The sequence below is a fragment of the Paenarthrobacter sp. YAF11_1 genome, from assembly GCF_052113445.1.
GTDB lineage: Bacteria > Actinomycetota > Actinomycetes > Actinomycetales > Micrococcaceae > Arthrobacter.
In genome coordinates this window covers 208,240-233,028 of the sequence record NZ_JBFRDF010000004.1, presented here as the reverse complement: position 1 = coordinate 233,028, position 24,789 = coordinate 208,240, and the positions used below count along the sequence as shown (strand labels likewise).

25 protein-coding genes are annotated in these 24,789 nt (G+C 63.2%); 12 read left to right on the top strand and 13 right to left on the bottom strand.

All coding sequences use genetic code 11. From position 1 onward, the window contains the following. Positions 1-38 precede the first annotated feature (38 nt). The 6 genes from AB4Y77_RS08635 (at position 39) to AB4Y77_RS08610 (ending at position 6,843) form a co-directional block, all read left to right on the top strand. Positions 39-1,052, top strand: coding sequence for a hydroxyacid dehydrogenase (locus tag AB4Y77_RS08635; RefSeq protein ID WP_442013605.1), 1,014 nt, complete (start codon positions 39-41; stop codon positions 1,050-1,052). 58 nt (positions 1,053-1,110) lie between these two features. Then, positions 1,111-2,391: an ABC transporter substrate-binding protein gene (locus AB4Y77_RS08630; protein ID WP_442013604.1), complete on the top strand. Its 1,281-nt coding sequence runs from the start codon at positions 1,111-1,113 to the stop codon at positions 2,389-2,391. 114 nt (positions 2,392-2,505) lie between these two features. Continuing rightward, on the top strand, positions 2,506-3,432 hold the full coding sequence (locus AB4Y77_RS08625; protein ID WP_089596338.1) for a carbohydrate ABC transporter permease: 927 nt from the start codon (positions 2,506-2,508) through the stop codon (positions 3,430-3,432). Further along, complete coding sequence (locus AB4Y77_RS08620) at positions 3,432-4,373, top strand: carbohydrate ABC transporter permease (protein ID WP_091552267.1); 942 nt, start codon at positions 3,432-3,434, stop codon at positions 4,371-4,373. Before AB4Y77_RS08625 ends, AB4Y77_RS08620 begins: the two co-directional genes overlap by 1 nt. A 5-nt stretch (positions 4,374-4,378) precedes the next feature. Next, positions 4,379-5,077, top strand: coding sequence for a DUF624 domain-containing protein (locus AB4Y77_RS08615; RefSeq protein WP_442013603.1), 699 nt, complete (start codon positions 4,379-4,381; stop codon positions 5,075-5,077). Positions 5,078-5,094: 17 nt separating this feature from the next. Next, positions 5,095-6,843 carry a glycoside hydrolase family 35 protein gene (locus tag AB4Y77_RS08610; RefSeq protein ID WP_442013602.1) on the top strand — a complete coding sequence of 583 codons (1,749 nt, stop codon included), beginning with the start codon at positions 5,095-5,097 and terminating at the stop codon, positions 6,841-6,843. Positions 6,844-7,183: 340 nt separating this feature from the next. Here AB4Y77_RS08610 and AB4Y77_RS08605 read toward each other — a convergent pair whose 3' ends face one another. The 3 genes from AB4Y77_RS08605 to AB4Y77_RS08595 form a co-directional block, all read right to left on the bottom strand. After that, a complete protein-coding gene (locus AB4Y77_RS08605; protein WP_311215160.1) occupies positions 7,184-7,549 on the bottom strand; it encodes a hypothetical protein in 366 nt (121 codons plus the stop codon). A 101-nt stretch (positions 7,550-7,650) separates the two neighbouring features. Then, complete coding sequence (locus tag AB4Y77_RS08600) at positions 7,651-9,369, bottom strand: amidase (RefSeq protein ID WP_442013601.1); 1,719 nt, start codon at positions 9,367-9,369, stop codon at positions 7,651-7,653. Next, complete coding sequence (locus tag AB4Y77_RS08595) at positions 9,369-10,427, bottom strand: agmatine deiminase family protein (RefSeq protein ID WP_442013600.1); 1,059 nt, start codon at positions 10,425-10,427, stop codon at positions 9,369-9,371. The genes AB4Y77_RS08600 and AB4Y77_RS08595 overlap by 1 nt, the downstream gene beginning before the upstream one ends. Before the next feature lie 83 nt (positions 10,428-10,510). Here AB4Y77_RS08595 and AB4Y77_RS08590 point away from each other — a divergent pair, with 83 nt between their 5' ends. Then, positions 10,511-11,164, top strand: a complete 654-nt coding sequence (locus tag AB4Y77_RS08590; protein WP_311215157.1) for a TetR/AcrR family transcriptional regulator — start codon at positions 10,511-10,513, stop codon at positions 11,162-11,164. Between the two features lie 102 nt (positions 11,165-11,266). On the opposite strand, the gene AB4Y77_RS08585 is transcribed toward AB4Y77_RS08590, so the two are convergent. After that, positions 11,267-12,253 (bottom strand): LacI family DNA-binding transcriptional regulator, encoded by a 987-nt coding sequence (locus AB4Y77_RS08585; RefSeq protein ID WP_442013599.1) that lies wholly within the window; start codon positions 12,251-12,253, stop codon positions 11,267-11,269. Between the two features lie 165 nt (positions 12,254-12,418). Between AB4Y77_RS08585 and AB4Y77_RS08580 the strand changes: the two genes are divergently transcribed. From AB4Y77_RS08580 to AB4Y77_RS08560, 5 genes are all read left to right on the top strand, one after another. Beyond that, positions 12,419-12,634, top strand: a complete 216-nt coding sequence (locus AB4Y77_RS08580) for a hypothetical protein (RefSeq protein WP_311214882.1) — start codon at positions 12,419-12,421, stop codon at positions 12,632-12,634. Further along, positions 12,631-14,136 carry a sodium:solute symporter family protein gene (locus AB4Y77_RS08575; RefSeq protein ID WP_442013598.1) on the top strand — a complete coding sequence of 502 codons (1,506 nt, stop codon included), beginning with the start codon at positions 12,631-12,633 and terminating at the stop codon, positions 14,134-14,136. The genes AB4Y77_RS08580 and AB4Y77_RS08575 overlap by 4 nt, the downstream gene beginning before the upstream one ends. Further along, the gene (locus AB4Y77_RS08570) at positions 14,133-15,737 is read left to right on the top strand and encodes an amidohydrolase (protein ID WP_442013597.1); all 1,605 of its coding nucleotides are present in this window, start codon (positions 14,133-14,135) and stop codon (positions 15,735-15,737) included. Before AB4Y77_RS08575 ends, AB4Y77_RS08570 begins: the two co-directional genes overlap by 4 nt. Before the next feature lie 60 nt (positions 15,738-15,797). Then, positions 15,798-16,448 (top strand): CG0192-related protein, encoded by a 651-nt coding sequence (locus tag AB4Y77_RS08565; protein ID WP_442013596.1) that lies wholly within the window; start codon positions 15,798-15,800, stop codon positions 16,446-16,448. A gap of 106 nt (positions 16,449-16,554) precedes the next feature. Beyond that, a complete protein-coding gene (locus AB4Y77_RS08560) occupies positions 16,555-16,980 on the top strand; it encodes a hypothetical protein (protein WP_442013595.1) in 426 nt (141 codons plus the stop codon). Between the two features lie 100 nt (positions 16,981-17,080). Here the strand turns inward: AB4Y77_RS08560 and AB4Y77_RS08555 are convergent, their stop codons facing one another. From AB4Y77_RS08555 to AB4Y77_RS08515, 9 genes are all read right to left on the bottom strand, one after another. Continuing rightward, positions 17,081-17,383 (bottom strand): DUF3040 domain-containing protein, encoded by a 303-nt coding sequence (locus AB4Y77_RS08555; RefSeq protein ID WP_442013594.1) that lies wholly within the window; start codon positions 17,381-17,383, stop codon positions 17,081-17,083. A 122-nt stretch (positions 17,384-17,505) separates the two neighbouring features. After that, complete coding sequence (locus tag AB4Y77_RS08550) at positions 17,506-18,264, bottom strand: carboxymuconolactone decarboxylase family protein (protein WP_442013593.1); 759 nt, start codon at positions 18,262-18,264, stop codon at positions 17,506-17,508. 20 nt (positions 18,265-18,284) lie between these two features. After that, positions 18,285-19,667: an MFS transporter gene (locus AB4Y77_RS08545; protein ID WP_442013592.1), complete on the bottom strand. Its 1,383-nt coding sequence runs from the start codon at positions 19,665-19,667 to the stop codon at positions 18,285-18,287. A gap of 161 nt (positions 19,668-19,828) precedes the next feature. Then, positions 19,829-20,230: a RidA family protein gene (locus AB4Y77_RS08540; protein WP_442013591.1), complete on the bottom strand. Its 402-nt coding sequence runs from the start codon at positions 20,228-20,230 to the stop codon at positions 19,829-19,831. Beyond that, a complete protein-coding gene (locus AB4Y77_RS08535; RefSeq protein ID WP_442013590.1) occupies positions 20,230-21,132 on the bottom strand; it encodes an ABC transporter substrate-binding protein in 903 nt (300 codons plus the stop codon). The genes AB4Y77_RS08540 and AB4Y77_RS08535 overlap by 1 nt, the downstream gene beginning before the upstream one ends. A 41-nt stretch (positions 21,133-21,173) precedes the next feature. Next, positions 21,174-21,941, bottom strand: a complete 768-nt coding sequence (locus tag AB4Y77_RS08530; protein ID WP_442013589.1) for an amino acid ABC transporter ATP-binding protein — start codon at positions 21,939-21,941, stop codon at positions 21,174-21,176. Beyond that, complete coding sequence (locus AB4Y77_RS08525; RefSeq protein WP_442013588.1) at positions 21,938-22,873, bottom strand: amino acid ABC transporter permease; 936 nt, start codon at positions 22,871-22,873, stop codon at positions 21,938-21,940. The genes AB4Y77_RS08530 and AB4Y77_RS08525 overlap by 4 nt, the downstream gene beginning before the upstream one ends. Further along, the gene (locus AB4Y77_RS08520; protein ID WP_442013587.1) at positions 22,870-23,850 is read right to left on the bottom strand and encodes a dipeptidase; all 981 of its coding nucleotides are present in this window, start codon (positions 23,848-23,850) and stop codon (positions 22,870-22,872) included. Before AB4Y77_RS08520 ends, AB4Y77_RS08525 begins: the two co-directional genes overlap by 4 nt. Positions 23,851-23,875: 25 nt before the next feature. Beyond that, a complete protein-coding gene (locus AB4Y77_RS08515) occupies positions 23,876-24,643 on the bottom strand; it encodes an IclR family transcriptional regulator (protein ID WP_442013586.1) in 768 nt (255 codons plus the stop codon). Positions 24,644-24,789: the final 146 nt, after the last annotated feature.

Genomic DNA, 24,789 nt, shown 5'->3' with positions numbered 1-24,789 from the left:
AACAGGCCGCCGAAAATTTCGAAGGGAGGATCCCCTCAATGTCGCTCAAGCCCCAGGCACTGCTGGTCATGAATAGCGGAACCTTTGCTGACCAGTTCGATTCCACGCGACTGGAGCGGCTGTCCGGAATGGTGGATCTCGGCGATCAGCCGTGGACGGATTCCCTGGACGAACCCGGCTTGCAGGGCCGTTTGGAAGAGATGGAAATCCTCCTGACCAGCTGGGGAGTGCCGCAGCTCAACGCTGAGCGTTTGGAGCGCATGCCCAAGCTCCGGGCAGTGTTCCACTGTGCAGGAACAGTGCGCAGCTTCGTCAGTGAAGAACTGTGGGACCGCGGCATCACCGTCACCAACGGCGCCGACGCCAACGCGATCCCGGTGGCCGAGTTCACGTTCGCTTCGATCGTCCTGGCAGGCAAAAAGGCACATGTGCTGGCCAACGACGCCCGCACGCACCGGGAAGACTGGAGCTACATCGGCGACCGTGGCGAACTGGGCAACATCGGCCGGGTCATCGGCGTCGTCGGGTTCTCCCGCATCGGACGCAGGGTGGTCCAGCTGGTCCAGCAACTCCAGGACGTCACCTGCCTGGTGAGCGATCCCCACGCAGATCCGCTCGACGTAGCGGCGGCCGGCGGCAAGCTGGTCACCTTGGAAGAACTCCTGCCCGTATCTGATGTGGTCACCATCCACGCACCTGCACTCCCTGAAACCCGCAACATGATCAGCACGGCCCAGCTCAGCGCCATGAAGGACCACGCGACGCTTATCAACACGGCCCGTGGCTCGCTGGTTGACACGGCGGCCCTCGAGAAAGAGTGCGCCACCGGCCGGATCACGGCGCTGCTGGACGTCACGGAACCCGAGCCGTTGCCGGCTGGGTCCACCCTGTACGACCTCCCCAACGTGATCATCACCCCGCACATCGCAGGTTCGCTCGGGACCGAAACCCGGCGGATGTCCGATGCCGCACTGGATGACCTTGAACGGTACCTCGCCGGCAAGGACCTCCTGGCCCAGGTAGTACACGCAGACCTCGGCCTCAGCGCCTAATCCCAGAACAAAGAAGCCGCATTTGCGGCAGACTTAAACCCCTACTAAGGAGAACGCAATGAAGCGCACAACCCTCGCCGCAATCGCCCTTGCGGTGACTGCAGGGCTCGGACTCACCGGCTGTGCCGGCGCTGCCGGTCCCGCCGAACCGCAGGCGGCCGAAGGCAAGACCCGGTTGACCGTCTCGGTCTGGAACTACGAGGGCACCCCGGAGTTCAAGGCCCTCTTTGACGGCTATGAGGCCGCCAACCCCAACGTGGACATTGAACCCGTGGACATCCTGGCTGATGACTACCCCCAGAAAGTCACCACCATGCTTGCCGGTGGGGACACCACCGACGTCCTCACCATGAAGAACGTGATCGACTACTCCCGTTACGCCAGCAACGGCCAGCTGCAGGAAATCAACAGCGTGGTGGACAAGGTGGGCAAGGACAACCTCGCCGGCCTGGACGCCTTCGACATCGACGGCAAGTACTTCGCTGCTCCCTACCGCCAGGACTTCTGGCTCCTGTACTACAACAAGGACCTGTTCAAGGCTGCCGGCATCGAGGAGCCCAAGGACCTGACGTGGGAGAAGTACACCGAGATCGCCAAGAAGCTCACCACCGAGGCCGGTGGAAAGAAGACGTACGGCACCTACCACCACATCTGGCGTTCCGTGGTCCAGGCCATCGCAGCGGCCCAGAACGGTGCTGACCAGAACAGCGGCGACTACGGCTTCATGGAGGACCAGTACAACACCGCGTTGGATCTCCAGAAGTCCGGCACCACCCTGGACTTCGGCACTGCCAAGAGCCAGAAGACCAGCTACCGCACCATGTTTGAGACCGGCCAGGCTGCCATGATGCCCATGGGCACCTGGTACACGGCAGGCATCCTGCAGGCCAAGAAGGACGGCAAGACCAACGTCAACTGGGGCCTGGCTCCACTGCCGCAGAAGAACGACGACGGCAAGGTCACCACGTTCGGTTCGCCCACAGCTTTCGCCGTGAACAAGAACGCCACCCACTCCGATGAGGCCAAGAAGTTCATCGAGTGGGCTGCCGGTGAAGAGGGCGCCAAGGCGATCTCCAAGATCGGTGTCGTCCCGGCCCTGCAGAACGAGTCCGTCACCGCTGAGTACTTCAAGCTTGACGGCCTGCCTACCGACGAGCTCTCCAAGAAGGCTTTCGCCCCGGATCAGACCGCCCTGGAAATGCCCGTCAGCGACAAGTCTGCCGCTACGGACAAGATCCTCAACCAGGAGCACGACCTCATCATGGTCGGCGAGCGCTCCGTCACTGATGGCCTCGCCGAGATGGGCAAGCGCGTCACCAGCGAAGTCCTGGGCAAGTAAGGCCAGGCAAGCAACTGGTTCCGGTGCTGCGTCCCTGGACGCGGCACCGGAACCGGACCTGAATTCTCCGGATCCTGAAATGGAGGAACGCCCCCGACGCCGGGAGCGGTCATCATGACTACAGAAACAATCACCCAGGCACCTGCCCCCGTGCACAGCCGCGGCAACAGGAAGCAAGCCAGGCGCAACACGCTGATCGGCTGGACGTTCATCCTTCCGAACTTCCTTGGCTTCCTGGCCTTCACCCTCATTCCAGTCGTGGCCGCTTTCGCGCTCTCCTTCATGGAATGGACCTCATTCAGCGCTCCCAAGTGGGTTGGCCTGGCCAACTTCGAGCGGATGTTCGCGTCCGACTCCTTCTGGATCGCTCTGCGGAACACCCTGGTCTACGCCTTGGGGCATGTCCCGCTCACCATGGCCCTGGCCCTCATCCTGGCCATGCTGCTGAACCGCAAGCTCAAGGGCATCGGCTTCTTCCGCGTTGCCATCTTCTTCCCCTACATCACCTCGCTGGTGGCCGTTGCCGTCGTCTGGAACATGCTGTTCAGCCCGGACAGCGGCCCCATCAACCAGTTCCTCGGTGCCATCGGCATCGCCAACCCGCCGGGCTGGACCTCCAGTTCCGATTGGGCCATGCCGGCTGTCATCATCACCAGCGTGTGGCGCGACATGGGCTATTACATGGTCCTCTACTTAGCCGGCCTGCAGGCGATCCCCACCGAACTGTATGAAGCCGCCGAAGTTGACGGTGCCAGTGCTTGGCAGCGTTTCTGGAACGTCACCATCCCGTCCCTGCGTCCCACCACGTTCTTTGTGGTGGTCATGCTGACGGTTTCCAGCTTCAAGGTGTTCGACCTCATTGTGGTCATGACCAACGGCGGCCCCGGCCGCTCCACCACAGTGCTGTCCCAGCTGATCTACCAGGAGGGCATCGGCGAAGGTAAGTTCGGTTACTCCTCGGCCATTTCGCTGGTCCTGTTCATCATCGTGCTGACGGTTACCGTCCTGCAGTTCAAGATCCAACAGCGGAGGGAACGCTGATGACCAACATGGCCGAAGACCTCAAAGCCACTCATGTGACGGACGCAGCGCCGCTCCCGAACGGCGCACCTACTGCGGAAGACCGCCGTCGTACTGACCGCAAACGCTCCCCGCGCGAGCAGAAGAAGCGGACCGCGAACATCGTGATCTACGGTGTCCTGGTGGTCCTGGTGGCGGCGCTGATGGTGCCGTTCATCTGGATGCTTTCCTCGTCGTTGAAGGAGAACAACCAGGTCCTCACGGTTCCCATCCAGTGGATTCCGCAAGAGTTCGTGTGGAGCAACTACACGGACATCTGGACCCGTATCCCCATGATGGGCTACCTGCAGAACTCCCTGTACCTCGCCGTCATCATCACCTGCCTCCAGGTCCTCACGGGCTCGCTTGCCGCCTATGGTTTCTCCAAGGTCCGCTTCCCGGGCCGCGACGTGCTGTTCCTCGCATACATCGGCACCATCGCCGTTCCGTGGCAGGCCTACATGGTGCCGCAGTACATCATGATGCAGAACCTTGGCCTGACCAACAGCTTCAACGCGTTGATCCTGCTGCAGGCTTTCGGTGCGTTCGGCGTGTTCCTGATGCGCCAGTACTACATGACCATCCCGGACGAACTCTGCGAAGCGGCCCGCATCGATGGCCTGAGCGAATACGGCATCTGGGCCCGCGTCATCCTACCCCTGTCCAAGCCGGCCCTCGCCAGCCTGGCGCTGCTCACGTTCGTGAACACGTGGAACGACTACATGGGTCCGTTCATCTACCTCACGTCCAACCGCCTCTGGACCGTCCAGTTGGGCTTGCGGTCCTTCGTGGGCCAGTTCGACGCTGAGTACGCCATGATCATGACCGGCTCCGTGATCTCCGTGATCCCGATCCTCATCATCTTCCTCATCGGCCAGCGCTACTTCATCCAGGGCATCGCGACCAGCGGGATGAAAGGATGAGTAGTGTGAGCGCTAAACCACGGCGGTGGGCCGGGCCAGGATTCGAGACCTTCGGGAATATTTTCGGGTTCATTTACACCTTCCTGGCCGGCAACGCATTGCTCGCCGTGGCCAACGCTCCGCTGGTCCTCAGCCTTTCGCTGGTGGCCGACCCCGCCTCTGCGTGGCCGTTCTTCCTGGCGCTCTCGGTCACCGTTGCGCCGTCACTCGCCGGCATCTTCGCCGCCTTCAAAGCCTTGAACGACGACGGCGGCGCGGTCAAGCCGGTTGCCGCTTTCCTTCGGGGATACAAGCGCAGTTTCGCGAAAGCCGCACTGCTGGGCGTGGGTGCCGTGGCCCTGCTGCTCTTCCTCGGCGTGGACCTGGCCGTCATCCAGAACAACGCTTCCACCCTTCCCGGTGCGGCTCTTTTGGTGCCGCTGATTGTCGTAGCAGCCGCCGTGACGGTGAGCCTTGCCGTCACGGCGATTGCCGGCGTCGTACTTCTGCCTGAGGCGAAGCTGAAAAGCATCTTCAAGGCTTCGCTTTATCTGGTGGCGCAGCGCTGGTACCTCAGCCTGGCCATGCTGATCCTGCTGGGGATCATCGTGTCCGCCGCCGTGATGCAGCCGGTCCTGGGTATCGCGTTGGCGCCGGCACCGCTGCTGTTCGTGATCTGGAGCAACGCCTCGTACGCTTTCCACGCCGTGCTGCGTACTCCGTAAAACTGTTAGGACTTTCCTTGGACACGTTCGAAATCGGCGATCAGGACTTCCTCCTGAACGGCGAGCCTTTCCGCATCCTCTCCGGTGCCATCCATTATTTCCGGGTTCACCCCGATCTGTGGGCGGACCGGATCCACAAGGCCCGGTTGATGGGGCTGAACACCATCGAAACCTACGTGCCGTGGAATGAGCACTCGCCTTTTCCGGGCGCTTTTGTTGCCGACGGTGGGCTTGATCTTGGGAGATTCCTGGACCTGGTGGCCGATTCCGGGATGAAGGCGATTGTCCGACCCGGCCCCTACATTTGTGCCGAATGGGACAACGGCGGGCTGCCCGCGTGGCTGTTCACCGACCCCACCGTGGGTGTCCGCAGCAGCGAACCCGGCTACTTGGCGGCCGTCTCTTCCTACATGGAGTCCGTGCTGGCTTTGGTGGTGCCACGCCAGATCACACAGGGCGGCCCAGTAATCATGTTCCAGATTGAGAACGAGTACGGTGCTTACGGGAACGACAAGGAGTACCTGCAGCATCTGGTGGACCTGTCCAAGCGCTCGGGTGTTGATGTTCCGCTCTTCACCTGCGACCAGCCGTTCGGGACCATGATCGAGGACGGATCGCTGCCCGAACTGCACAAGACCGCGACGTTTGGTTCCCGTGCTGATGAGCGGCTGGCCTTCCTGCGGGAACGGCAGCCTACCGGACCGCTGATGTGCGCAGAGTTCTGGAACGGCTGGTTCGATAACTGGGGAACCCACCACCACACCACCGACGCCGCTGCTTCCGCCGCCGAACTCGATGCCCTGCTCACTGCCGGGGCTTCAGTGAACATCTACATGTTCCACGGTGGTACCAACTTCGGCTTCACCAACGGTGCCAATGACAAGGGCATCTACGAGCCCACCATCACGTCCTACGACTACGATGCGCCCCTCTCCGAAGACGGGCAGCCGACGGCCAAGTACTTCGCATTCCGGGACGTCATTGCCAAGCATTTCCCGGTTCCGGCCGAGGTGCCTGCTCTCCGGGCGTCCGTTCCGGCTTCTGTGGTGGCGGTATCTTCGACGGCGCCTGTGCTCACTTCTGTGTCCACGTCTTTGGTGCCTGGAACCGTCCCGCCCGTCGAGGTGACCGGGCAGTACCGGGGCTTCTATCTTTACGAAACCTCGCTTACTGCCGGAGGTGTGCTGTCCTTCACGGAGGTTCGTGACAGGGCACAGTTCTTCCTGGACGGCGTGCCCGTGGGGGTGCTGAGCCGGGAACTGGGCGAGCGCTCGGTTGTCATCCCCGGCGGTGGCCGTCTGCAGGTTCTGCTGGAGGACCAAGGCCGCGTGAATTACGGTCAGAGGATCGGCGAAGCCAAGGGGTTGATGGGGCCTGCGCTGCTGAACGGCGTGGAGGTTCTGGACTGGGAAGTCGGCGCGGTTGACCTGGGTTCACTGGAGGCTTTCCGGTCAGCAGCGGTTGCTCTTCCTCATGGTGCCGCGTCTGCCGGTGTGGCTGGTCCGTCTGTTTCGTTCGTGACCTTCGACGCCGAAGGCCCGGGAGACCGATTCCTCCGCCTCGAAGGCTGGACCAAGGGTGTTGCTTTCGTGAACGGGTTCAACCTTGGCCGTTACTGGAGCCGCGGACCGCAGCGCACGCTGTACGTTCCCGGTCCCCTGATCCGCGAAGGTGCCAACGAGCTCGCCATCCTGGAACTCCACGGAAGCGCGACACGCGAGGTGAGTTTCGCCGTCGGGCCTGACCTTGGTCCCGACGAAAAGTAACCCTCTCTCACATGCCACCTGCTAAAACCGAACCGTCTCTCACATCCCACCTGCTAAAACCGAACCGTCTCTCACATCCCACGCCCTTCCCGGTAACCCTCTCTCACTTTCTTCAGGAAAGTGAGGGACGGTTCCGAATTGGGCAACGGGATGTGAGAGACGGTCCCGAATTGGGCAACGGGATGTGAGAGACGGTTCCGTTTTAAGGGACGGGACGTGAGAGACGGTTTGCGGCACACAAAAGGGGACCGGTTGCTCAACCGGTCCCCTTTAGTGTGTTTGGCCCTGTTCGTTCAGCGACCGTGTGTTCAGCGACCGTGTGTTCTGCGCGCGGGCGTCATTAGCCGCGGCAGAGCTCGCCGTACTTGGCACCGGCTTCCTGGAAGGATGCATTGAGCTCAGCCAACTTGGCTTCACGCTCGCTCTTCTGCGCGGCGTCGGTAGGCTCGTCCTTGCCCTGCTCGTCGAGGAATTCCAAGATGGCGGTGACCACCGGCTTCATCTCAGTGGATGCTACCGGTTCGATGGGCCTGATGGCGTTGGCCGCACGGATAGTGGCGGTCTGGCTCGGGCTTTGGGGGATGCCGGCTGCGGCGACGCCAACGCGGTCACAGGTTTCCGCGGTGGTCAGCTGCTGCTGGGCGGAACAAGCGGATGCCGAGGCAATGAGCCCGGCGGCGATCAGGACAGTGGTGAGTTTCTTCATGATTCCCTCAGTGGTCGACGTCCCTTTGATTGTAATCAGAGCCGGGGCCCGGTCACGCATTAGGTCCGGCTTGCCCGCCGTCGAATCCGCTATCGAATGCCCTACAGCGCCGGCGTCCGGGGCGGCACCGTACGACGCGAACCCGTTGCTTCGAAGGCCGCAGCCAACGTCAACAGGGCAGTGTCGTCGTACGCCCGGCCCGCAAAGGTAAGGCCCACGGGCATGCCAATGTCCGCCATGGTTCCCATCGGCACGGTCACCGTGGGGATGCCGAGGTGCCTTGGAACAAGGTTTCCGTTGGCCACCCACACACCGTTGCGCCAGCCGAGGTCTGCGGAGGCCGGGTTCACGTCCATGTCTGCGGGTCCCACGTCTGCTGCCGCCGGGAACAGGACAGCATCCAGCCCGAGGCCGTCCATCCACTCCTCAAGGTCTACACGGCGTGTCTCCTCCAGGCCGCACGCGCCGCTTTCCAGCTCGGGAATTTCGGTGAAGCTGGATACGCCGCGCTCACGGACATGCCGGGGATAACCGGAAATATGGTCGTCGAATCCGGTGTAGCGGTCCGCCAAGGCGCCCTTCGGATGCGGGAAGATCATCGCGCCGTCCACGTCGGCCAGCCGGTTCAGGGATGGGTCGCCGTTGGCGCGCAGAAAATCGTCCCATGCCCAGGCTGAGAGGTCCTCGATTTCACGTTTGAGGTACCCGGAGCTGAGCAGGCCGCGGGTGGCGACGGTGGGTGCCCCGGGTCGGTCGCCTTCGTAGTTTGAGACCACCGGGAAGTCCACCAACACAACTTCAGCGCCAGCTGACTCAAGGTCCCGTTTGGCGGCCTCCCACAGATCAATCACGGAAGCCCGCGTCTCGATGCGTTGCCCGGTGGGCCCGCCAATTCCCGGCTGTGTGCTGGTTCCGGCATCAGGGTCCGCGTTGACGTACATGCGCGGCACACCGAAGCGTTTGCCCCGCAAAGCCAACCGTCCGGCGTCGAGCGCTTCCGAAGCGAGCGACACGTAGGACTCCGGCCGGACCTCGGACGACTTCGGGATCTGAACCCACGGCTGCGCGCGCCAGAAATCACCGCGGGACTCGGCGTCGTCGGCCACGATCACGTCCAGTAGTTCCAGCATGTCGGCCATGGTGCGGGTGTGCGGGACCACGACGTCCATGGTGGGGACCAGCGGCCAGTTGCCGCGCACAGAGATGACGCCGCGCGAGGGCGTGTAAGCGCACAGAGCATTGTTCGACGCCGGTGCGCGGCCACTTGACCAGGTCTCCTCGCCCAGGCCGAAGGCCGCGAAGCTGGCCGCCGTCGCGGTGCCGGAGCCGTTGGAGGAACCGGAACCGAAAGCGGCCGTCAGGAAGTCCGCGTTGTAGGGGCTTTCGGCGCGGCCATAGACGCCACGCTGCATGCCGCCGTTGGCCATGGGGGGCATGTTGGTGAGGCCGATCAGCACCGCGCCGGCGTCCCGAAGGCGCTCGATGGTGAACGCATCCCGCTGCGCCACCAGATTCTCGAAGGCCGGAGAGCCGGCAGCGGCAGTGAGCCCCTTGGCCAGGTAGCTGTCCTTGGCTGTATAGGGAATACCGTCCAACGGACCCCAAACAGTCCCCTGTGCCCGGCGTTCATCCGAGGCCCGGGCCTCCGCCAGAGCCTCGGGGTTCATGACCACCAGCGCGTTGAGCTTGATGCCGGTGCGGTCATAGGCCTCGATGCGGTCGAGGTAAGACTGGGTGAGCTGTTCGCTGGTCACCTCCCCTGCCTCCAGTGCCTCGCGCAGTTGCGCGATGGAGGCTTCAACGACGTCGAAGGGGGCCATTACGCCGTACCTCCGGCGAACTGCGCCCCGCTGAGACGAGGCTGCTGCTGGGTGATGCAGTGGATGCCACCGCCGCGGGCCAGGATGGGCCGGGCGTCCACGGTGACTACACGGCGGCCGGGGTAGGCCTCGGCAAGGATTTCCGCCGCGAGGGAGTCGGCACGTTCTTCGCCGTAACCGCAGGCGATCACGCCGCCGTTGACCACGAGGTGGTTGACGTAACTCCAGTCCACGAAGCCGTCGTCGTCGCGCAGCGTTTCCGGCGCGGGCAGCGGCACAATCTCGAAGGGCTTGCCCGTCGCGTCTGTTTGCGTTTCCAGGAATGCCTGGAGGGTGCGGCTGACCTCAAAGTCCGGGTGCTCAGGATTGGTTTGGGAGTGCAGCAGGATACGGCCGGGAGTGGGGAGGGTGGCCACCATGTCGATGTGGCCGCGGGTGCCCAGGTCCTCGTAGTCGCGGGTCAGTCCGCGGGGAACCCAAACGACCTTGGTGGCGCCGATGGTCCGGGCCAGTTCGGCCTCAACTGCGGCCTTGTCTGCAAAGGGGTTCCGGCCCGGATCCAACTGCACTGTTTCGGTGACCAGCACGGTTCCCTCGCCGTCCACGTGGATGGCGCCGCCCTCATTCACCAGGAGGGAGCTGACCAGTTCGGCACCGGACTGTTCCGCGACAAAGCGGCCCATGCCGGCACTCTTCTGCCACTCGGACCATGCCGGAGCGCCCCAGCCGTTGAAGATCCAGTCCACGGCGCCAAGCACGCCGGGACGTTCATTGTCCAGCACAAAGGTGGGTCCGACGTCGCGCATCCAAAACTCATCCAACGGCGCCTCGAGCTGCTCGATGCCACTGCCCAGCATGCGGGCGGCGCGTTGGCGCTCACTGGGGTCCACCACCATGGTGACCGGTTCGAATTCGGCCACGGCATGGGCGACGGCGGTCCAGGCCGCGTAAGCCTCTTCGGCCGAGGCGGCGTCGTCGCCGAGCGTGAGGCCGGTGCGGGGAAACGCCATCCAAGTGCGCTCATGCGGTGCGGTTTCGGCCGGCATTCTCCAAGCCATGGGTGACTCCTTCGTCTTCAGTTCGATTCTACTGTTGATCATACGATCAACAGTGCTGCAAAAGTAATCTAGACTGGTCTTTGATGTCAAGCACTCCACAGAAGCGCGCGCTCCGGAAGTCGCCGGCCGAGCGCGCCGCAGAAATCACAGAAGCCGCCCGCGAGATCGCCCTCGAGGCTGGTCTCACCGCACTCACGCTGCGCAATGTTGCCGCCCGCGTCGGTGTCGCTTCAGGCTTGGTTGCGCACTATCAGCCCAACATGGACGCGCTCGTTTCCAGCACGTTCGCCACCATCGTGGCCGCGGAAACACAAGAAGTTGCAGGCATGTTGAGCCAACGTCCAGGACCCTCCGAACGGCTTGGCCTGCTGGTGGACACCCTCTTGGACAACAGCAGGCTGGACGTCACGGCCATCTGGGTGGAGGCCTGGACCCTGGGGCGCCGCAACGAAGCACTGGCCGCCTCGGTCCGGGAGCAAATGGACGCCTGGCAGAACGTCTTCCAGGGAGTAGTGGAGGACGGGAACGCGACCGGAGCGTTCAACGTTTCCGATGCCGCCGCCGTAGCCTGGCAGATCCTCGGCATGGTGGACGGCCTGAACGCGCAGGCCTTGGTCCGCTGGGACGGAGTCAACGATCGCGGCACCCACCTCGCCCGTGCGGTGGAGGGAATGGTGGGGGCGGCCCGGGGTTCGCTCACCCCAGCACCTAGGTCAGCCCACCCAAACGCGAGTTAGCGCACGAGGTGCACGCTGGCGCCTTCGAACCACCGATGGAATGGTGGGCGCGGCCCGGGGTTCGCTCACCCCAGCACCTAGGTCAGCCCACCCAAACGCGAGTTAGCGCACGAGGTGCACGCTGGCGCCTTCGAACCACCGATGGACCGGCGGCGCGTCAGGGTGTTGGATGATCGCGTCCAGGAGTTCCGTGGCTGCCTTTCCGTAGGCACGCGGCGCCAGGTCAATCGAGCTGATCAGCGGATTGCCCGTTTCCAACGCAGCGGCACCGGCAAAGGACACAACATCCAGGTCCGCGCCCAGTGCGAGTCCCCGGCCTTCCAAGACAATCTGACTTTGAGCAGCCTGTCCCTGCGCACCGCAGACCAGCGCATCCGCGCCGCCCAGGTCCACAGCCTGGGTTATGGCCGCTACCAAGTCACGCGGGCTTGCACCGGCTCCCACCTCAAACACTTGGGGCTCCAGCCCGTTCCGGATGCACCACTCCGTGTAGGTCCGTCGGGTGTCCACGGCCCAGGATGAAGCTATTTCGTCGTCAATGGCAAGCAAAGCAGTGCGTCGCCGCCCACGGGCAAGGAGATGGTTCAGGGCCTGGGTCTGCAATTCGGCGTGGTGTGCTTCCAGTGTTCCCTGGACCCGCTCCTCGCCAGGACCGGAATACCGACCGACGCTGACCGTCGGGATGCCGCCAGCGAGCAGCGCGGCCACCAAAGGCTCACCTGGCGCGGGGTCGATGGTTATCACCCCGTCCACCTGAAAGGCCATGCGTGGAGTGAGTTCGCGTGCGAAGAGCGTGACGTCATAGTCGGCTGCGGCAGCGCCCTCAGTGACTCCAAAGGCGAAGTCCATGTAAAACGCCAGGCTGCGGGCTACCGGAGGAATGTGGAGCCCGATGGTGCCAATCCGGTTGACGCGCAAGCTGCGGGCAGCGCGGTTGGTGACATAGCCGAGGCGGTCCGCGGTTTCCTGGATAAGTTCGCGCTTCTCGTCGGAGATGCGGCCGGAGCCACCCAAGGCACTGGAGACGGTGGTCTTGGACAGGCCGAGCTCCCGCGCGATGTCCATGATGGTTGCCCGGGTTCTCGCCATGACCTCATCCTAGGCGGCGCTCGGGCGATGACGCTCCCCGGATGTTCGGGAAGCCCTTGACATCAACCCTGTGACGTCCCACACTTTTATTTGCGGGAACGTTCCCGCAAATCGTCTCCTTCGCTTACATCCGGCCAACGACGCCCGGAGGAATGGATCCCCCCAATGTCCCAAGCTGTCCTGACTTCGGACCGCCGAAGCCACATCCGCAGGACGATCTTCGTGGTCGATATCCTGCTCCTGCTCGCCCCACCCGTGCACTGGTTGTTCAGCGACGGTCAATCCACCATCTGGTACTTCCTCGTGGCCAACGCCTTGGTGACCTTGTCGCTGTTAGGACTCTGGATGATGCGGGATGCCGACGAGGAGGAAACGGCATGAACATGCTGATCGGTTACGGATCCATCTTCCTGTTCACCGTGCTGGTGGTGGTCGTCATGAGCCGCGGCCGGCGCGTGGACAAATCCATGAGTGAGTACGCAACCGGAGGCCGCTCGTTCAGCTCCTGGTTCGGCACCATGGCGTTCCTCAACACCTGGCTTGCCGGGACCATGTTCATTTCCTTCGCCGGCCTCACTGCCAGCGCAGGGGCAATCGGCTTCTACTCCCTGTCCTACTCACTGCTCAGCGTGGTGCTGATGTTCTTCCTCGGCACGCCTGTGAATAAGTGGGGCCGCATCCATGATCTCCGCACACAAGCAGACCTGCTCGGCTTGCGCTACAACTCACGCTCGGTAAGGGTCATCGCAGCCCTCATCGGCGTCCTTGCATCCATACCGTGGGTTGTCTTGGGCATGCAGTCCCTTGGGCTTGTCTTTTCCACCCTCTCCTTTGGGCAGGTTTCGCCCTACATAGCCGTGGTGATCGGCGTGCTTTTCATCGCCGCGCGCCAGATCTGGACCGTGAAGCTCGGTACCCGCGGACTGATCATCAGCGACATGGTGCAAGGGATTTTCGCCTACGGTGTCGGCTTCCTGGTGATCCTCGGACTCATGGTGTGGCTCATCACCAACGGCCACGGTTTCAACGAGATTTCACCCAGCCTGCTCCAACTGCCCGGTCCAGGCAGCGCGGCCGGCCCGTTCTATCTGTTCTCCCTGATCTTCACGGGAATGATGGGCGCCTGGTGCTGGCCAGACCTCTTTGTTCGGATGTTCAGCGTCAAAACCCCTAAAACGGTACAGAAGTCCGCCGTTCAGGCAGCACCGATCATGTTCCTGTTCTCCGCCGCGCTCACTACGGTATGCCTGCTGGCCACCAGCATCCCCAGTGTTTCCGACGCCCCGGATACCGTGTGGTTCATCCTTGCGGGAATAGGTGGCGTGGGCATGGTTGCGATTGCTGGCGTGTGTGTTGTGGCCGCCACCATGGGCAACGTCGGAGCCAACCTGCAGGCCGTTGGCACGCAGTTGGCCAACGACGTGATCGGAGTTCACAAGCATGAGCGCATCGAGTCCGCGAAGGGCGCAAAGATCGCAGTCGCCGCCATCACGCTCGTCTCAGCCGGTGCCGCGCTTTTGATGGCAAACCAGGTCTCGGGCCTGATTGTGGTGGCCTTCGTGTCCTATCAGGCCATCTGCCAGCTGGCCCCCACCCTCCTGCTCGGGATCTTCTGGCGCCGGGGTACAGCGGCCGCGGCAAACGCTGCCATGGTCTCCGGAATCCTGGTGGCCGCCGTGCTGGAACTCATGTACCCAAGCCCCCTCTCCATTCCGTGGTTGGGCGGGTTGACCTCCGGAGTGGCCGGGTTGATCGTGAACCTCGCCGTCTACCTTGTGGTCTCGATGGCCAAACCGGCTCAGGCCGCAGAACAGGCCCGTGTCGACGCCCTGTTCGAGGGGCTCAAGAAAAAGGAACCCGTGAGCGAAGGAGCACTGACGTGACAGTCGCGGACGCAATCATCCTTGCTGGCACTATCCACACCCTGGATCCACACATGCCAAGCGCCACCGCCCTTGCGATACGGGACGGCCGGATTGCCGCCGTCGGGCGTTTTGCGGACGTTGAGCAGCACCGGGGACCCAACACCGTAATCCGGGACTTCGGCGACGCGACGATTGTCCCTGGCCTGAATGACAGCCATACGCACGTGGTCTTTGGCCTGGATCTGGCCCGAGGCCTGCAGTTGACGGACCTCGGGCCTCTCGAGGAGGTCCACCGGATCGTCGCCGACGCCGCCACGGCTGCCCACCTTGGCGGGTGGGTCATCGGCTGGGGACTGGACCCAAACCTCTTCACGGACATCGGCTTCAGCGGCCGGAGCTTCGACGACGCCACCGGTCCCGTGCCGATGTTCCTGCGCATGCGGGACGGCCACTCGGCCATCGTCAATTCAGCGGCCCTGGCCGCGGCAAGCATCACGGGCCCGGTGGACTTTCCGGACGAGTCGCTGATAGACGTCGACGACGACGGGACGCCCACCGGCTACCTCGTCGAGTTCAGCGCCATGGACCTTGTGACGAAAGTCCTCCCGCAGGAAGGCTTCGACATCCGCGCCGAAAGGCTGGCCGGGCTGCTCAACGGGATGGCCGCCGTCGGAATCACCTCCACGCATGTCATGGACTATGCCGAAGGGTCCGGAAAACTTGCCGCCCACCTGGAGTCCACAGGCGATCTTCCCCTGCGGCTGCGCTTCTCTCCCATGGTCAATGCCGGGGCGTCGATGGAAGAGCTGGAAGAGGCAGCCGCCCTGCAGGGCACCGGTGGCCGAAGGTGGCGCGTGGAAGGCGTGAAGTTTTTCATTGACGGCACCATTGACAACGGATCGGCCTGGCTGGAGAAACCGGACATCTACGGCGAGAACAACGAGTCGGTGTGGACTGATCCGGACGACTTCCAGAAAGCCCTGGGATTCTTCGTTGAGCGCGGCATCCCCACAGCCACCCATGCAATCGGCGACCAAGGCGTGCGCTACGTCCTCGAAGCCCTCGAGGCTGCCGGGGATTCGCGAGGGCTGGCCGCTCACAGGATCGAGCACATCGAGACCATCCCTGACGATCTGGTGGCGAGGTTCGCCGAACTCGGTGTCGCAGCCAGCATGCAGCCGGTCCACGGGACCCACCACACCCGGGCGGACCGTACCGACAACTGGTCAGTTCGTCTGGGTGCCGAACGGGCTGCCCACGGTTGGCGGTGCCGGGATCTGCGGGAGGCAGGGGTGACCGTGGCCCTCGGGTCCGACTGGCCCATCACGCCGTACGATCCCCGGGCCATGATGGCCGACTCCATCCTTCGCCGGCCGGTTGAGAGGCCGGACGTTGAGCCGGTCCAACCAGAGCAAGCCCTGACTGCGCTGATGGCCTTGGAGGGTTACACGAGCCATGCGGCAGCCGCTGCCGGCCTTGGTGCGGAAACAGGCGCCATCAGCGTTGGGAAACTGGCCGACCTCACGGTCTTCGACCAGGATCCTCTGCTCGTCACGCCGGACGAGCTGGCAAAGACAGCGGTGGTGACCACCTTCGTGGGTGGGTTGCCTACGCACTAGTTGCTGGGGGCAGGGTGCTTGTATTCGGGAGCCGCCGCACCCTGCCCTAGGCTGGGATGCATGGCGATCATTCACAAGGCAACCCTGTCCCCGTCCAAGCTCGAACTCATCGCCGGCTACCTGCCGAAGCAGCCCTGGTTCATCCAGGACGGCACGCCGGAGCTTATTGGCGCCTACCGTTTTGACGATCCCGCCGGCGAGGTCGGGATCGAGACGCACGTGGTCGCCGCCGGCGAACGCATCTACCAGGTTCCCCTGAGCTACCGGGGCTACGAGCTGGCCGGCGCCGAGGAGTGGCTCATCGGCACCATGGATCATTCGGTCCTGGGCAAGCGCTACGTTTACGACGCCTGCGCCGACCCCATCTACGTCAAAGCCTTGGCCACCGCCATTTTAACGGGCCAGGAAGAGGCCCAGCTGATCGTCGATGGCGAGCCGGAGCCCCGTCCCAGCTCAGTGACGGTGAAAGGCAGTGGAAAGCTCGACGGCGGCGTTCCCGCCTTGAGTGCCTCGGCGCCGGTTTCGGGCAGCGGTGTGACCATCATTGACGCCGGCGAGCTGCGGTTGAAAGTGGCCCGGGTGGTTGACGTGGCCGCGGACTCTTCTGCCAACTCGGCGGCCGCTCCGGAGCTCCACGGAGAGCTGACCCTCAGCGGGCAGTGGGCCGGGCTGGAGAGCCCGGTGGAATTGGCTGCCGTAGTCCGCGACTGACGTTTCGCCGCCGGAGCACCTGTTGGTCGCAGGGGTACCTGTTGGTCATAGGGGGCTCCGGCGTAGGCTGGCTTACGGAGCCATTTACTCCCTGGAGGGGTGCATCATGTACAAAGCACAGAACATCATTCCCGCCGCGCAGGATCTCGCCCGGGAATGGGTATCACACGCGGCGGACGGCACGTCATCCCAGGCCGATGCGGTGGTGAGGTGGGCCTTGACCCGCATCAATCATGCCGATGTCCCGGCCGTGGTTCACGGCGTCATGCTCACTCTGACGGGCAACAAGAAGGCCGCCAAAGAAGCCCAGCGCGCGGCGGCAAAAGCAGTGAACAAGACAACGCAGGCCTTGAAACGGAGCAGTCGGCAGCGCGCACCGCGCCTGTCCGGGTGGGTGATCGGCCTGCTCATCGGGGTTGTCGCTGGCGCGGGCGCTGTCCTGGCTTGGCGCATGATGGTGCCCCCGGGCGAGCCTCAACCCGTCAAGCAGCCTGAGACGCCGGTCCAGCCGCACGTGCCGCCGGTTCCCTAGGGGACGACCCGCACGAGCAGCCGCCCCCGCACAATCGGCACTAATCAGCGCGGCGCATCAACATTACTGGGTGCCCGGAGCCGACAGGCGAGGGGCCCCGCTAAGGTACGGGTTCGCCGTCGTGCCTTCCGGATTTTCTCCGAAGTGAGGTCCCGGACAGCAGCCAATACGCCCCGGCGCTGGCCAGCAGGAAACCTACCACGCCCAGGACAACAAGCTGGGTGATGATCCCGGCGATCACCATGACAAAGCCGCCTAGAACGGCCAGACTGCCGAGAATCGTGCGGGCAGCCTCTCCCCGTGGCCGGCCCGATGTCAGCTCGGAGGCGAGATCGGGATCGGTCGAAGCGAGTTCCCGCTCCAGCTCTTCCAAGCTCCTGCGTTCTTCATCGGACAACGACACCGTTATCACCCTCACGATGCTCGGGCCATCAGCACGCGCGCTGCTTGCCGTGCCATGCCTTCATTATCTGCCCGTTTTGCCGATCAAGCCACAGGTCCGCCTGCCGAACCCAGCCACGCTGTTCAGTTGGCCGGGACGACGTCGTTGAGTACCCGGAGCGCGTTGAGCGTCCGCGGATAGCCGATGTAGGGCAGCAAGGCGTTGATGACCTCAAGCATCCGCGCACGGTCATTGCCGACGTTGAGGTTGCCCTGGATATGCCCCTTCACTTGAGGTTCGCAGCCGCCCAGCGACACCAGCATGGACAAGGTGAGGAGCTCGCGCGTAGCGACGTCGAGGCCGCCGCGGGTGAGGTAGTCGCCAAAGCAGTTGCCAGCCAGGTAATCCTGGAAGTGCTTCTCATCTCCGGCTGCGGCAGCACGCATGGCCTCCACCCGCTCGGGGCCCGCGATGACTTTCTGGACGGACAGGCCCCTCTCTGCCCGGTCGGCCAGTGTAGTGGTGGATTGACCTGTGAGCGGCAATTCCACTCCGTGGTCGGTGAGGACCTGGTTGGTGACAGTAAGGAAGTCCGAGACTTTCCCCATGCCGACGTAGGGCACCGCCTGGTAGACGACTTCCTTGATCTGAACCGGAGTCACGCCGACAGTGAGGGCCGCGCCCACCAGGGTCCTGTACTCCCCCATGCCCTGGCATGCGATGAGCGAGGCAAGCTGGACCATGAGGCGGGTCCTGATGTCCAGGTTTCCGTAGCGGCGGGTCTCGTCAAAGCTGAAGTTGTTGAAAATCTCCACGAGTTCAGGGTCCGTGATCGCAAGGGCGGGGAGCTGTCCGGGAAATAGTTCATCGTGGTTCTTGCGTGCAGTTTCGGTAAGTGCCAAGGGGTGTCTCCTTTGATTGATTAGTTCTGGATCCGACGAATGAAAAGGCTCGCAACTGCCGTCGCGAAGAGCAACAAGGCTGCGATCAGCAGGCTCGTCTGCAGACCGGGGACAAACCCGGCAGGCGCGACCAGCAGGGCGCCGAACACCGCTACCCCAAGGGCACCGCCGAGTTGCCGGAAGGTGTTGAAGACTGCGCTGGCCGTCCCGGAGCGATGCGCCGGGACGCTGTCCAGGACATGGGCGGTGATGGGCGGCATGGCCAGGGCTCCCCCGACGCCGATGGGGATCAGAAGAAGTGCGACAGTCACCAGCGATCCCGTGGGCGCAGCCAGGAGCATGCCCAGCAACCCCGCCACCATGAGCAGTTGGCCCATAACTGCCGGGACACGCGGGCCAAACTTTGCCGCCATCCGGCCGGCCACCACGTTGCTGATGGCAATGAGTACGGACGCCGGCAGGAAGGCCAAGCCGGCCAGCAGCGGGGACAGGCCGAGGTGCTGTTGGAGGTAAAGGCTGATAACGAACACCATCCCGTACCACCCCACCATGAAGCTGAAGCCCACCGAAAGGGCGATCCGCAGTCCCGAAGACTGGAAAAGGTCAAGGGGCATCATCGGGTTTCGACCGCGGGCCTGAGCCACAAGGAAAACGGTGATCGCCACAGCCGCTGCACCCAAGGAAGCGATGACCTGCGGCGCCGCGAACCCGAGGACCCCTCCCTCGATCAGCCCATAGATGAGGGCCCCAATACCGAGGAGGGCTGTGATTTGCCCGAGCCAGTCGAACCTCGCCGGCCGCACCGGTGAGACGGGGACCTTCACCAGCAATGCCACCGCCACCGCACCCACCGGGACGTTGATGAGGAAGACCAACCGCCAATCCAGGGTGGTGAGCAGGCCACCCAGGGCTGGTCCGGCCGCAGCGGCGACCGCTCCACCCAACGCCCAGAGGCCGATGGCCTTGGAACGCTGGATCGCGTTCGGGAAGGCTTCGCGGATCAGGGCCATCGACGGCGGCAGCATCAGCGAGGCGGCAGCGCCCTGCACGAACCTTGCGAGAATCAGCACCCATAGAACCGGAGCAAAAGCACAGGCGGCCGATGCGAGAACGAACAGCACCAGCCCGAGGGTGAACGCACGTTTAGCCCCAATACGGTCCGATAAAGTGCCGGCGAACAGCAGCAAGGCCGCGAACATGAGGGTGTAGCCGTCCACGATCCACTGCTGGCCTGCCGTTCCGCCACCCAGTTGGGCGCCAATGGTTGCCAAGGCCATGTTGACGATCAGGGCGTCGAGCGTGATGACGAAGAAGCCCAGAGTCGAAACAGCCAGTGCAATGCGGCCTGTTGAGGGCGGGGCCGGCGACAGCGAGGGTTTTGAGGAAGTGCTGGTGGAGGTCACCTACCCATCAGAACCCGTAAAGGGGATGTGTGGGAGAGCCCCTTGTTACGGGTAGCGGCAGTACCTCCCTCAGCGCCAAAGGCCGCGAACCGCCGTCGAGCGTTGAGTACTCGACGGCGGTACGGGGCTGCACCAGCGAAACAGCCTGCCGCTGAGGTGCGTTAGTTCGCGGCGGCGAGCGCCGCCGTCGCGGTCAATTCCACCTTCATTCCGGCGATGCCTAGCCGGCTGACCCCGAGGGCGCATCGGACCGGACGGGGTGCCGGGAAGTACTCCCGGTAGAGTTCGTTGAAGGCAGCCCGTTCGGCCATGTCGGTGAAGTAGATGGTCATGTGGAGAACGCGGTCCAGGCCGCTTCCGGCCCGCTCAAGAGCGGAGCGCAGGTTGTCCAGCACCTGCCTGGACTGCGCCTCAATGCCATCGGGAATGCTGCCATCCGGCCCTGTGGGAATCTGGGTGGTCCAGACAACTCCGGCGGCCGTGGCGGTATCCGAGTACAGTGCGGTTTCCGGGTCCGCCCCGGGTTCGGCAATGAACGTCGCCGTCTCCTGTGCCACACTCATTAGCTGGTGTGCGCTTTGGATTCGGTGATCTTGGCACTCTCGAGGCCCCACTTGGCGAAGATCTCGTTGTACTTGCCGTCCGCGATCAGCTTGTTGAAGGCTGCCTGGAAGGCGGCGGAGAGCTTGCTGCCCTTGGGCAAGGCGATGCCGCCTTCAACCGTGTGGAAGACCTTGCCGGCGGTCTTGAGCTTTCCCTTGGACTGCTGGGCAACGTAGCCCGCGACTTCCGCACCCATTCCGGTGGCGTCGGCGCGTCCGCTGGTGACGGCAAGGGTGGCTTGGTCCTGGGTCTTATAGCCCTGGATCTCAACGGTTGGCTTGCCGGCCGCCGTACATTCCTTTCCGGCGTCTTCGGCGTAGGTCATCTCATAAGAGCCGCTTTGGAGGGCAACCGAACGACCACAAAGGTCGGCGAAACTGTCGATGGCACCCTTGCTGTCGTCCCCCCGGACCAAGTACTGAGAGCCGCTTTGGAAGAAGGACACCATATCCACTGCCTTGGTGCGTTCCTCGGTGATCCAAAAACCGGCAAAGCTTGCCTGGTACCGCTGGGACTGCAGGGCGGGCACTATCGCGTCGAAAGCCACAGTGGTGGGCTTGATGGTGACGCCCATGAGCTCGCCGGCAGCGGCCCAGATTTCCGGTTCGATGCCCACCATCTTCTCGCCTTCCATGAAGTCCATGGGAGGGTAGGCGGAGTCGACGGCGATCTCCACGGTGCCGCCCTTCTTGAGCTCCTCGGGCAACAGCGCCTGGACTTCTGTGTTTGCCTTGACGCCGGAGGTGGCTGCCGGAGCTGCGGCGCCGTTGCCGCAAGCTGACAGCAGACCGACGGCCAAGAGGGCTGAAGCTGCCGCCACTGGCTTCTTCAGGGCATGACGGGGTTGGGAAATGGCTTTCATGAGAGTTCCTTTGTCGGTGGTGGGAATGCAGGGTGGCCCTGTCAGAGGACCTTGGAAAGAAAAGCCTGTGTTCTAGGGTGCTGCGGGTTGTTCAAGACGTCGCGGGGGCTTCCGCTTTCTATGACGGTGCCGCCATCCATGAATACCAGCGAGTTGCCCACTTCCTTGGCAAACGCCATCTCATGCGTGACCACTGCCATGGTCATTCCTGATGCCGCAAGCTCACGCATGACGTCCAGGACCTCCCCAACAAGCTCGGGGTCCAGCGCTGACGTGGGTTCATCAAAAAGCATGACCTTGGGCCGCATTGCCAACGCCCGGGCGATGGCGACGCGCTGCTGCTGGCCGCCGGAGAGCTGGCCCGGGAAGTTGCCGCTCTTATTGCCCAGCCCAACGCGTTCAAGGAGTTCCAAGGCTTCGGTGCGGACTTCCGCGCGCTTCCTGCCCCGTACCTGCATGGGCGCTTCCATGACGTTTTCCAGTGCGGTCATGTGGGCGAACAGGTTGAACTTTTGGAAGACCATTCCGACGTCGGCACGCTGCCGGCATACGTCCTTGTCCTTCATTTCGTGAAGGTTGCCGTTGCGCTCCCTGTATCCCACCAGCTCACCATCCACGTGGATGGTGCCGGCGTCGATCTTCTCCAGGTGGTTGATACAGCGCAGCATGGTGGATTTACCGGACCCGGAGGGCCCCACCACGCACATCACCTCTCCTGCGTTGAGCGACAGGTTGATGCCGTTGAGGACGTGGAAGTCGCCGTAATGCTTGTGGACATCGCTGACCTGGACCATGGGGAGGGCGTTCATCGGTTGCCTGCCTTCAAGAGACGCCGCGTGTTGAACAGCTGCGTGAATTTGTTCGATTGGCCGGAGATCTGCTGATCGCTGCGGCCGAACTTCCGTTCCAGCCGGGACTGCCCGACGGACAGCACGGAGGTTGCAAGGAGGTACCAGAGGCTGGCGACGATGAGCAGCGGGATGGTCTGGAATGTCTGAGCAGAGATGAGGTTGACCTGGTACATCAGGTCCGCCACGGCCACTACGCTCACCAAGGATGTGCTCTTGAGCATGGTGATGGTCTCGTTGCCTGCAGGCGGGATCATCACCCGTGATGCCTGCGGAAGAATGATCCGGCGCAGTGTCTTGGCCCTGTTCATGCCGAGGGCACTGGCCGCCTCTACCTGGCCCTTGTCCACGGCGGTGATTCCGGAGCGGACAATTTCGGCCATGTACGCGGCCTCGTTAAGCACCAGGCCCAGGAGGCTTGCGACGATCGGTGTGATGATCTTGTTGGCGTCCAGGCTGGCGAAGACCGGCCCTCCAAAGGGGATGCCAAGGTTGATGGCTGGAAACAGGACCGCCAGGTTGTACCAGAACACCAACTGCACCAGCAGCGGCGTCCCGCGGAAGAACCACACGAAGGCCCATGCGGTGTAGGACGCCACCGGGTTGGATGACAGGCGCATGATCGCGAGCACCACGCCCAGGGCTATGCCGAGCACCATGGCCACCACAGTGAGCCAGAGTGTCAGCCACAGCCCTTGCATGATGGGCGGAGCGAAGATGTAGCTCGCCACCACCTCCCATTCGAAGTTGGGGTTGGTAAACAGGACCAGGGTGCCTTGGGCAACCAGGACCAAAATGATGATTGCCGAGACGATCCTCCCGGGACGGCGGAGCGGGATGACCTTGCGCGGCACCGTAGCGCCCGCTGGTTTGGTGGTTGATAAAGCGCTCATGCCATGACCTCGCTGTAAAGACGCATCCAGTTTCCGCCCATCACGGCCGAGACCTCCGAAGAGTTGAGTCCGCGGCCGGCCAGGCCATCGGCGATGCCGGCGAACGACTCCATGGAGGTGAACCACTGGGGATCGTCGTCGCCGGGGGATGCTGCCGAGGCAGCGCCGTAGTTCGCTTTCCGGGTCCAGCGCCCCTGCCGCATCCAGGACAGGTCCTCATCCGTGGTGCTGCCACCCAGATCCGAGCCGATGCCCACATGCTCGATCCCGGCTATGTCCGCGGTTTTGAGGACCATGTCGCACCAGGCATCAAGGGACTTGCTATATTCGGGTCCGGCAAGGTTGGGGTAGAGCGCACAGCCGATCACTCCGCCTCGCGCGGCCAATTCTTTGATGGTGCTGTCCGAAACGTTGCGGGGGTGCGCATAAAGGCTCGCCGCATTCGCGTGGGTGATGGCCACAGGCTGGGCGGAAGCGGCAATTGCGTCTTTGCAGGTCCGCTCCCCTACGTGCGAGAGGTCCACCAGGATGCCGTTCTGGTTGAGTTCGCCCACCACTTCGTAGCCGAACCTGGTCAGTCCTGCGTCGCCAGGCTCGTAGCAGCTCGATCCGACGTCGTTCTGGTTGTTGTAGGTCAGTTGAAAGACGCGAACTCCCAGTTCGGCGAACAACCGCACAAAACGGATACGGCCCTGCAGGGAGGATGTGTTCTGGAAACCCAGCAGTACTGCGGTGCGGTTCTGGGACCTCAGCCGCCGGATGTCATCGGCATTTCGCGCGATCCCCGCAACGTCACTGTTCTCCTCAATGAGTTCACGCCATTGTGCAATGGAGTCCATGGACTCCAGGGCGTCATCCCAAAAACCGCACGTGACCGTAATGCAGTCGACATGCCCGGACCGGATGGTCCTGAGCGTCCCGGAATCGAAGCTGCCGCTTTCCATTCCGTCGACGTAGATGGTGTCGGGTGTTTTCATGGTCTGGTAGTTCCTCTGGTCTGTACTAGTTGGCTGGATGCCACAGCGCATGGAGGTTGTCAGCGCCGGCTTGGAGCCTGCGCGCCACGTCCTCAATATCCAGGCGCTCTTCGGGTCCAAGGACGCCGAGGGCGGCAACGCAGTAGCCGCGATCGTCCATCAGCGGGACGGCAACGGCCGTGATCATGTCTTCGTCATCGGGTTCCCGCGCCGACACGGCATAACCGTTACGACGGACGCGGGCGAGTTCTGTTTGTGTGGAAAGTTTTGCGCCGGCGGCCCTGAGTTCATCGACGACGGCGGGATCGGCGAACGCTGTCAGCACCCGTCCCGAAGCACTATCGTCCAGCGCCCAGCTCATTTCCGAGCTGATGTCGGCACGGATACGCCTGCGTGGCTCCATCCGTTCAACGATGTGGGCCGCATCGCCGTCGAGAACTGCCAGGAACGTTGATTCCCTGGTGGCTTCCGTGAGTTGGCGCATCAGCGGCAGGACCCGCTCGCCGATGCTGGACTGCTCCATGGCAGCCCTTCCCACACGGCTTGCCCGCATGGACAACCGGTAGGAACCATCCTCGAGTTGCTCCAGCCAGCCTGCATTCACAAAGGTGACCAGGTGCTGGTGCAAGGTAGCCCTGGACCAGCCCAGTTGCCGGGACAACGTGGGTGGCTTGACGGGACGTCGGTGCTCCGCGATTGCTTCGAGCAGGCCGAGGGCCCGACTGGCTGAGCTGAGGGTCCGGGTTGCGGACTTCTGAGCGGACTGTTCTTCGAGGGCTGATGTGTTTTCCATTTGTGAGGAGCATACGTGTGCTGTGACACAGATACAAGACCTAAATTTCTTAGATGACCATTTTGGCCAAAAACCGCTCTATCGCTGGATTTTACGTATGTGTATGCTGAACACTGTCACGTATGCGTAGACATACGCTTAGAATC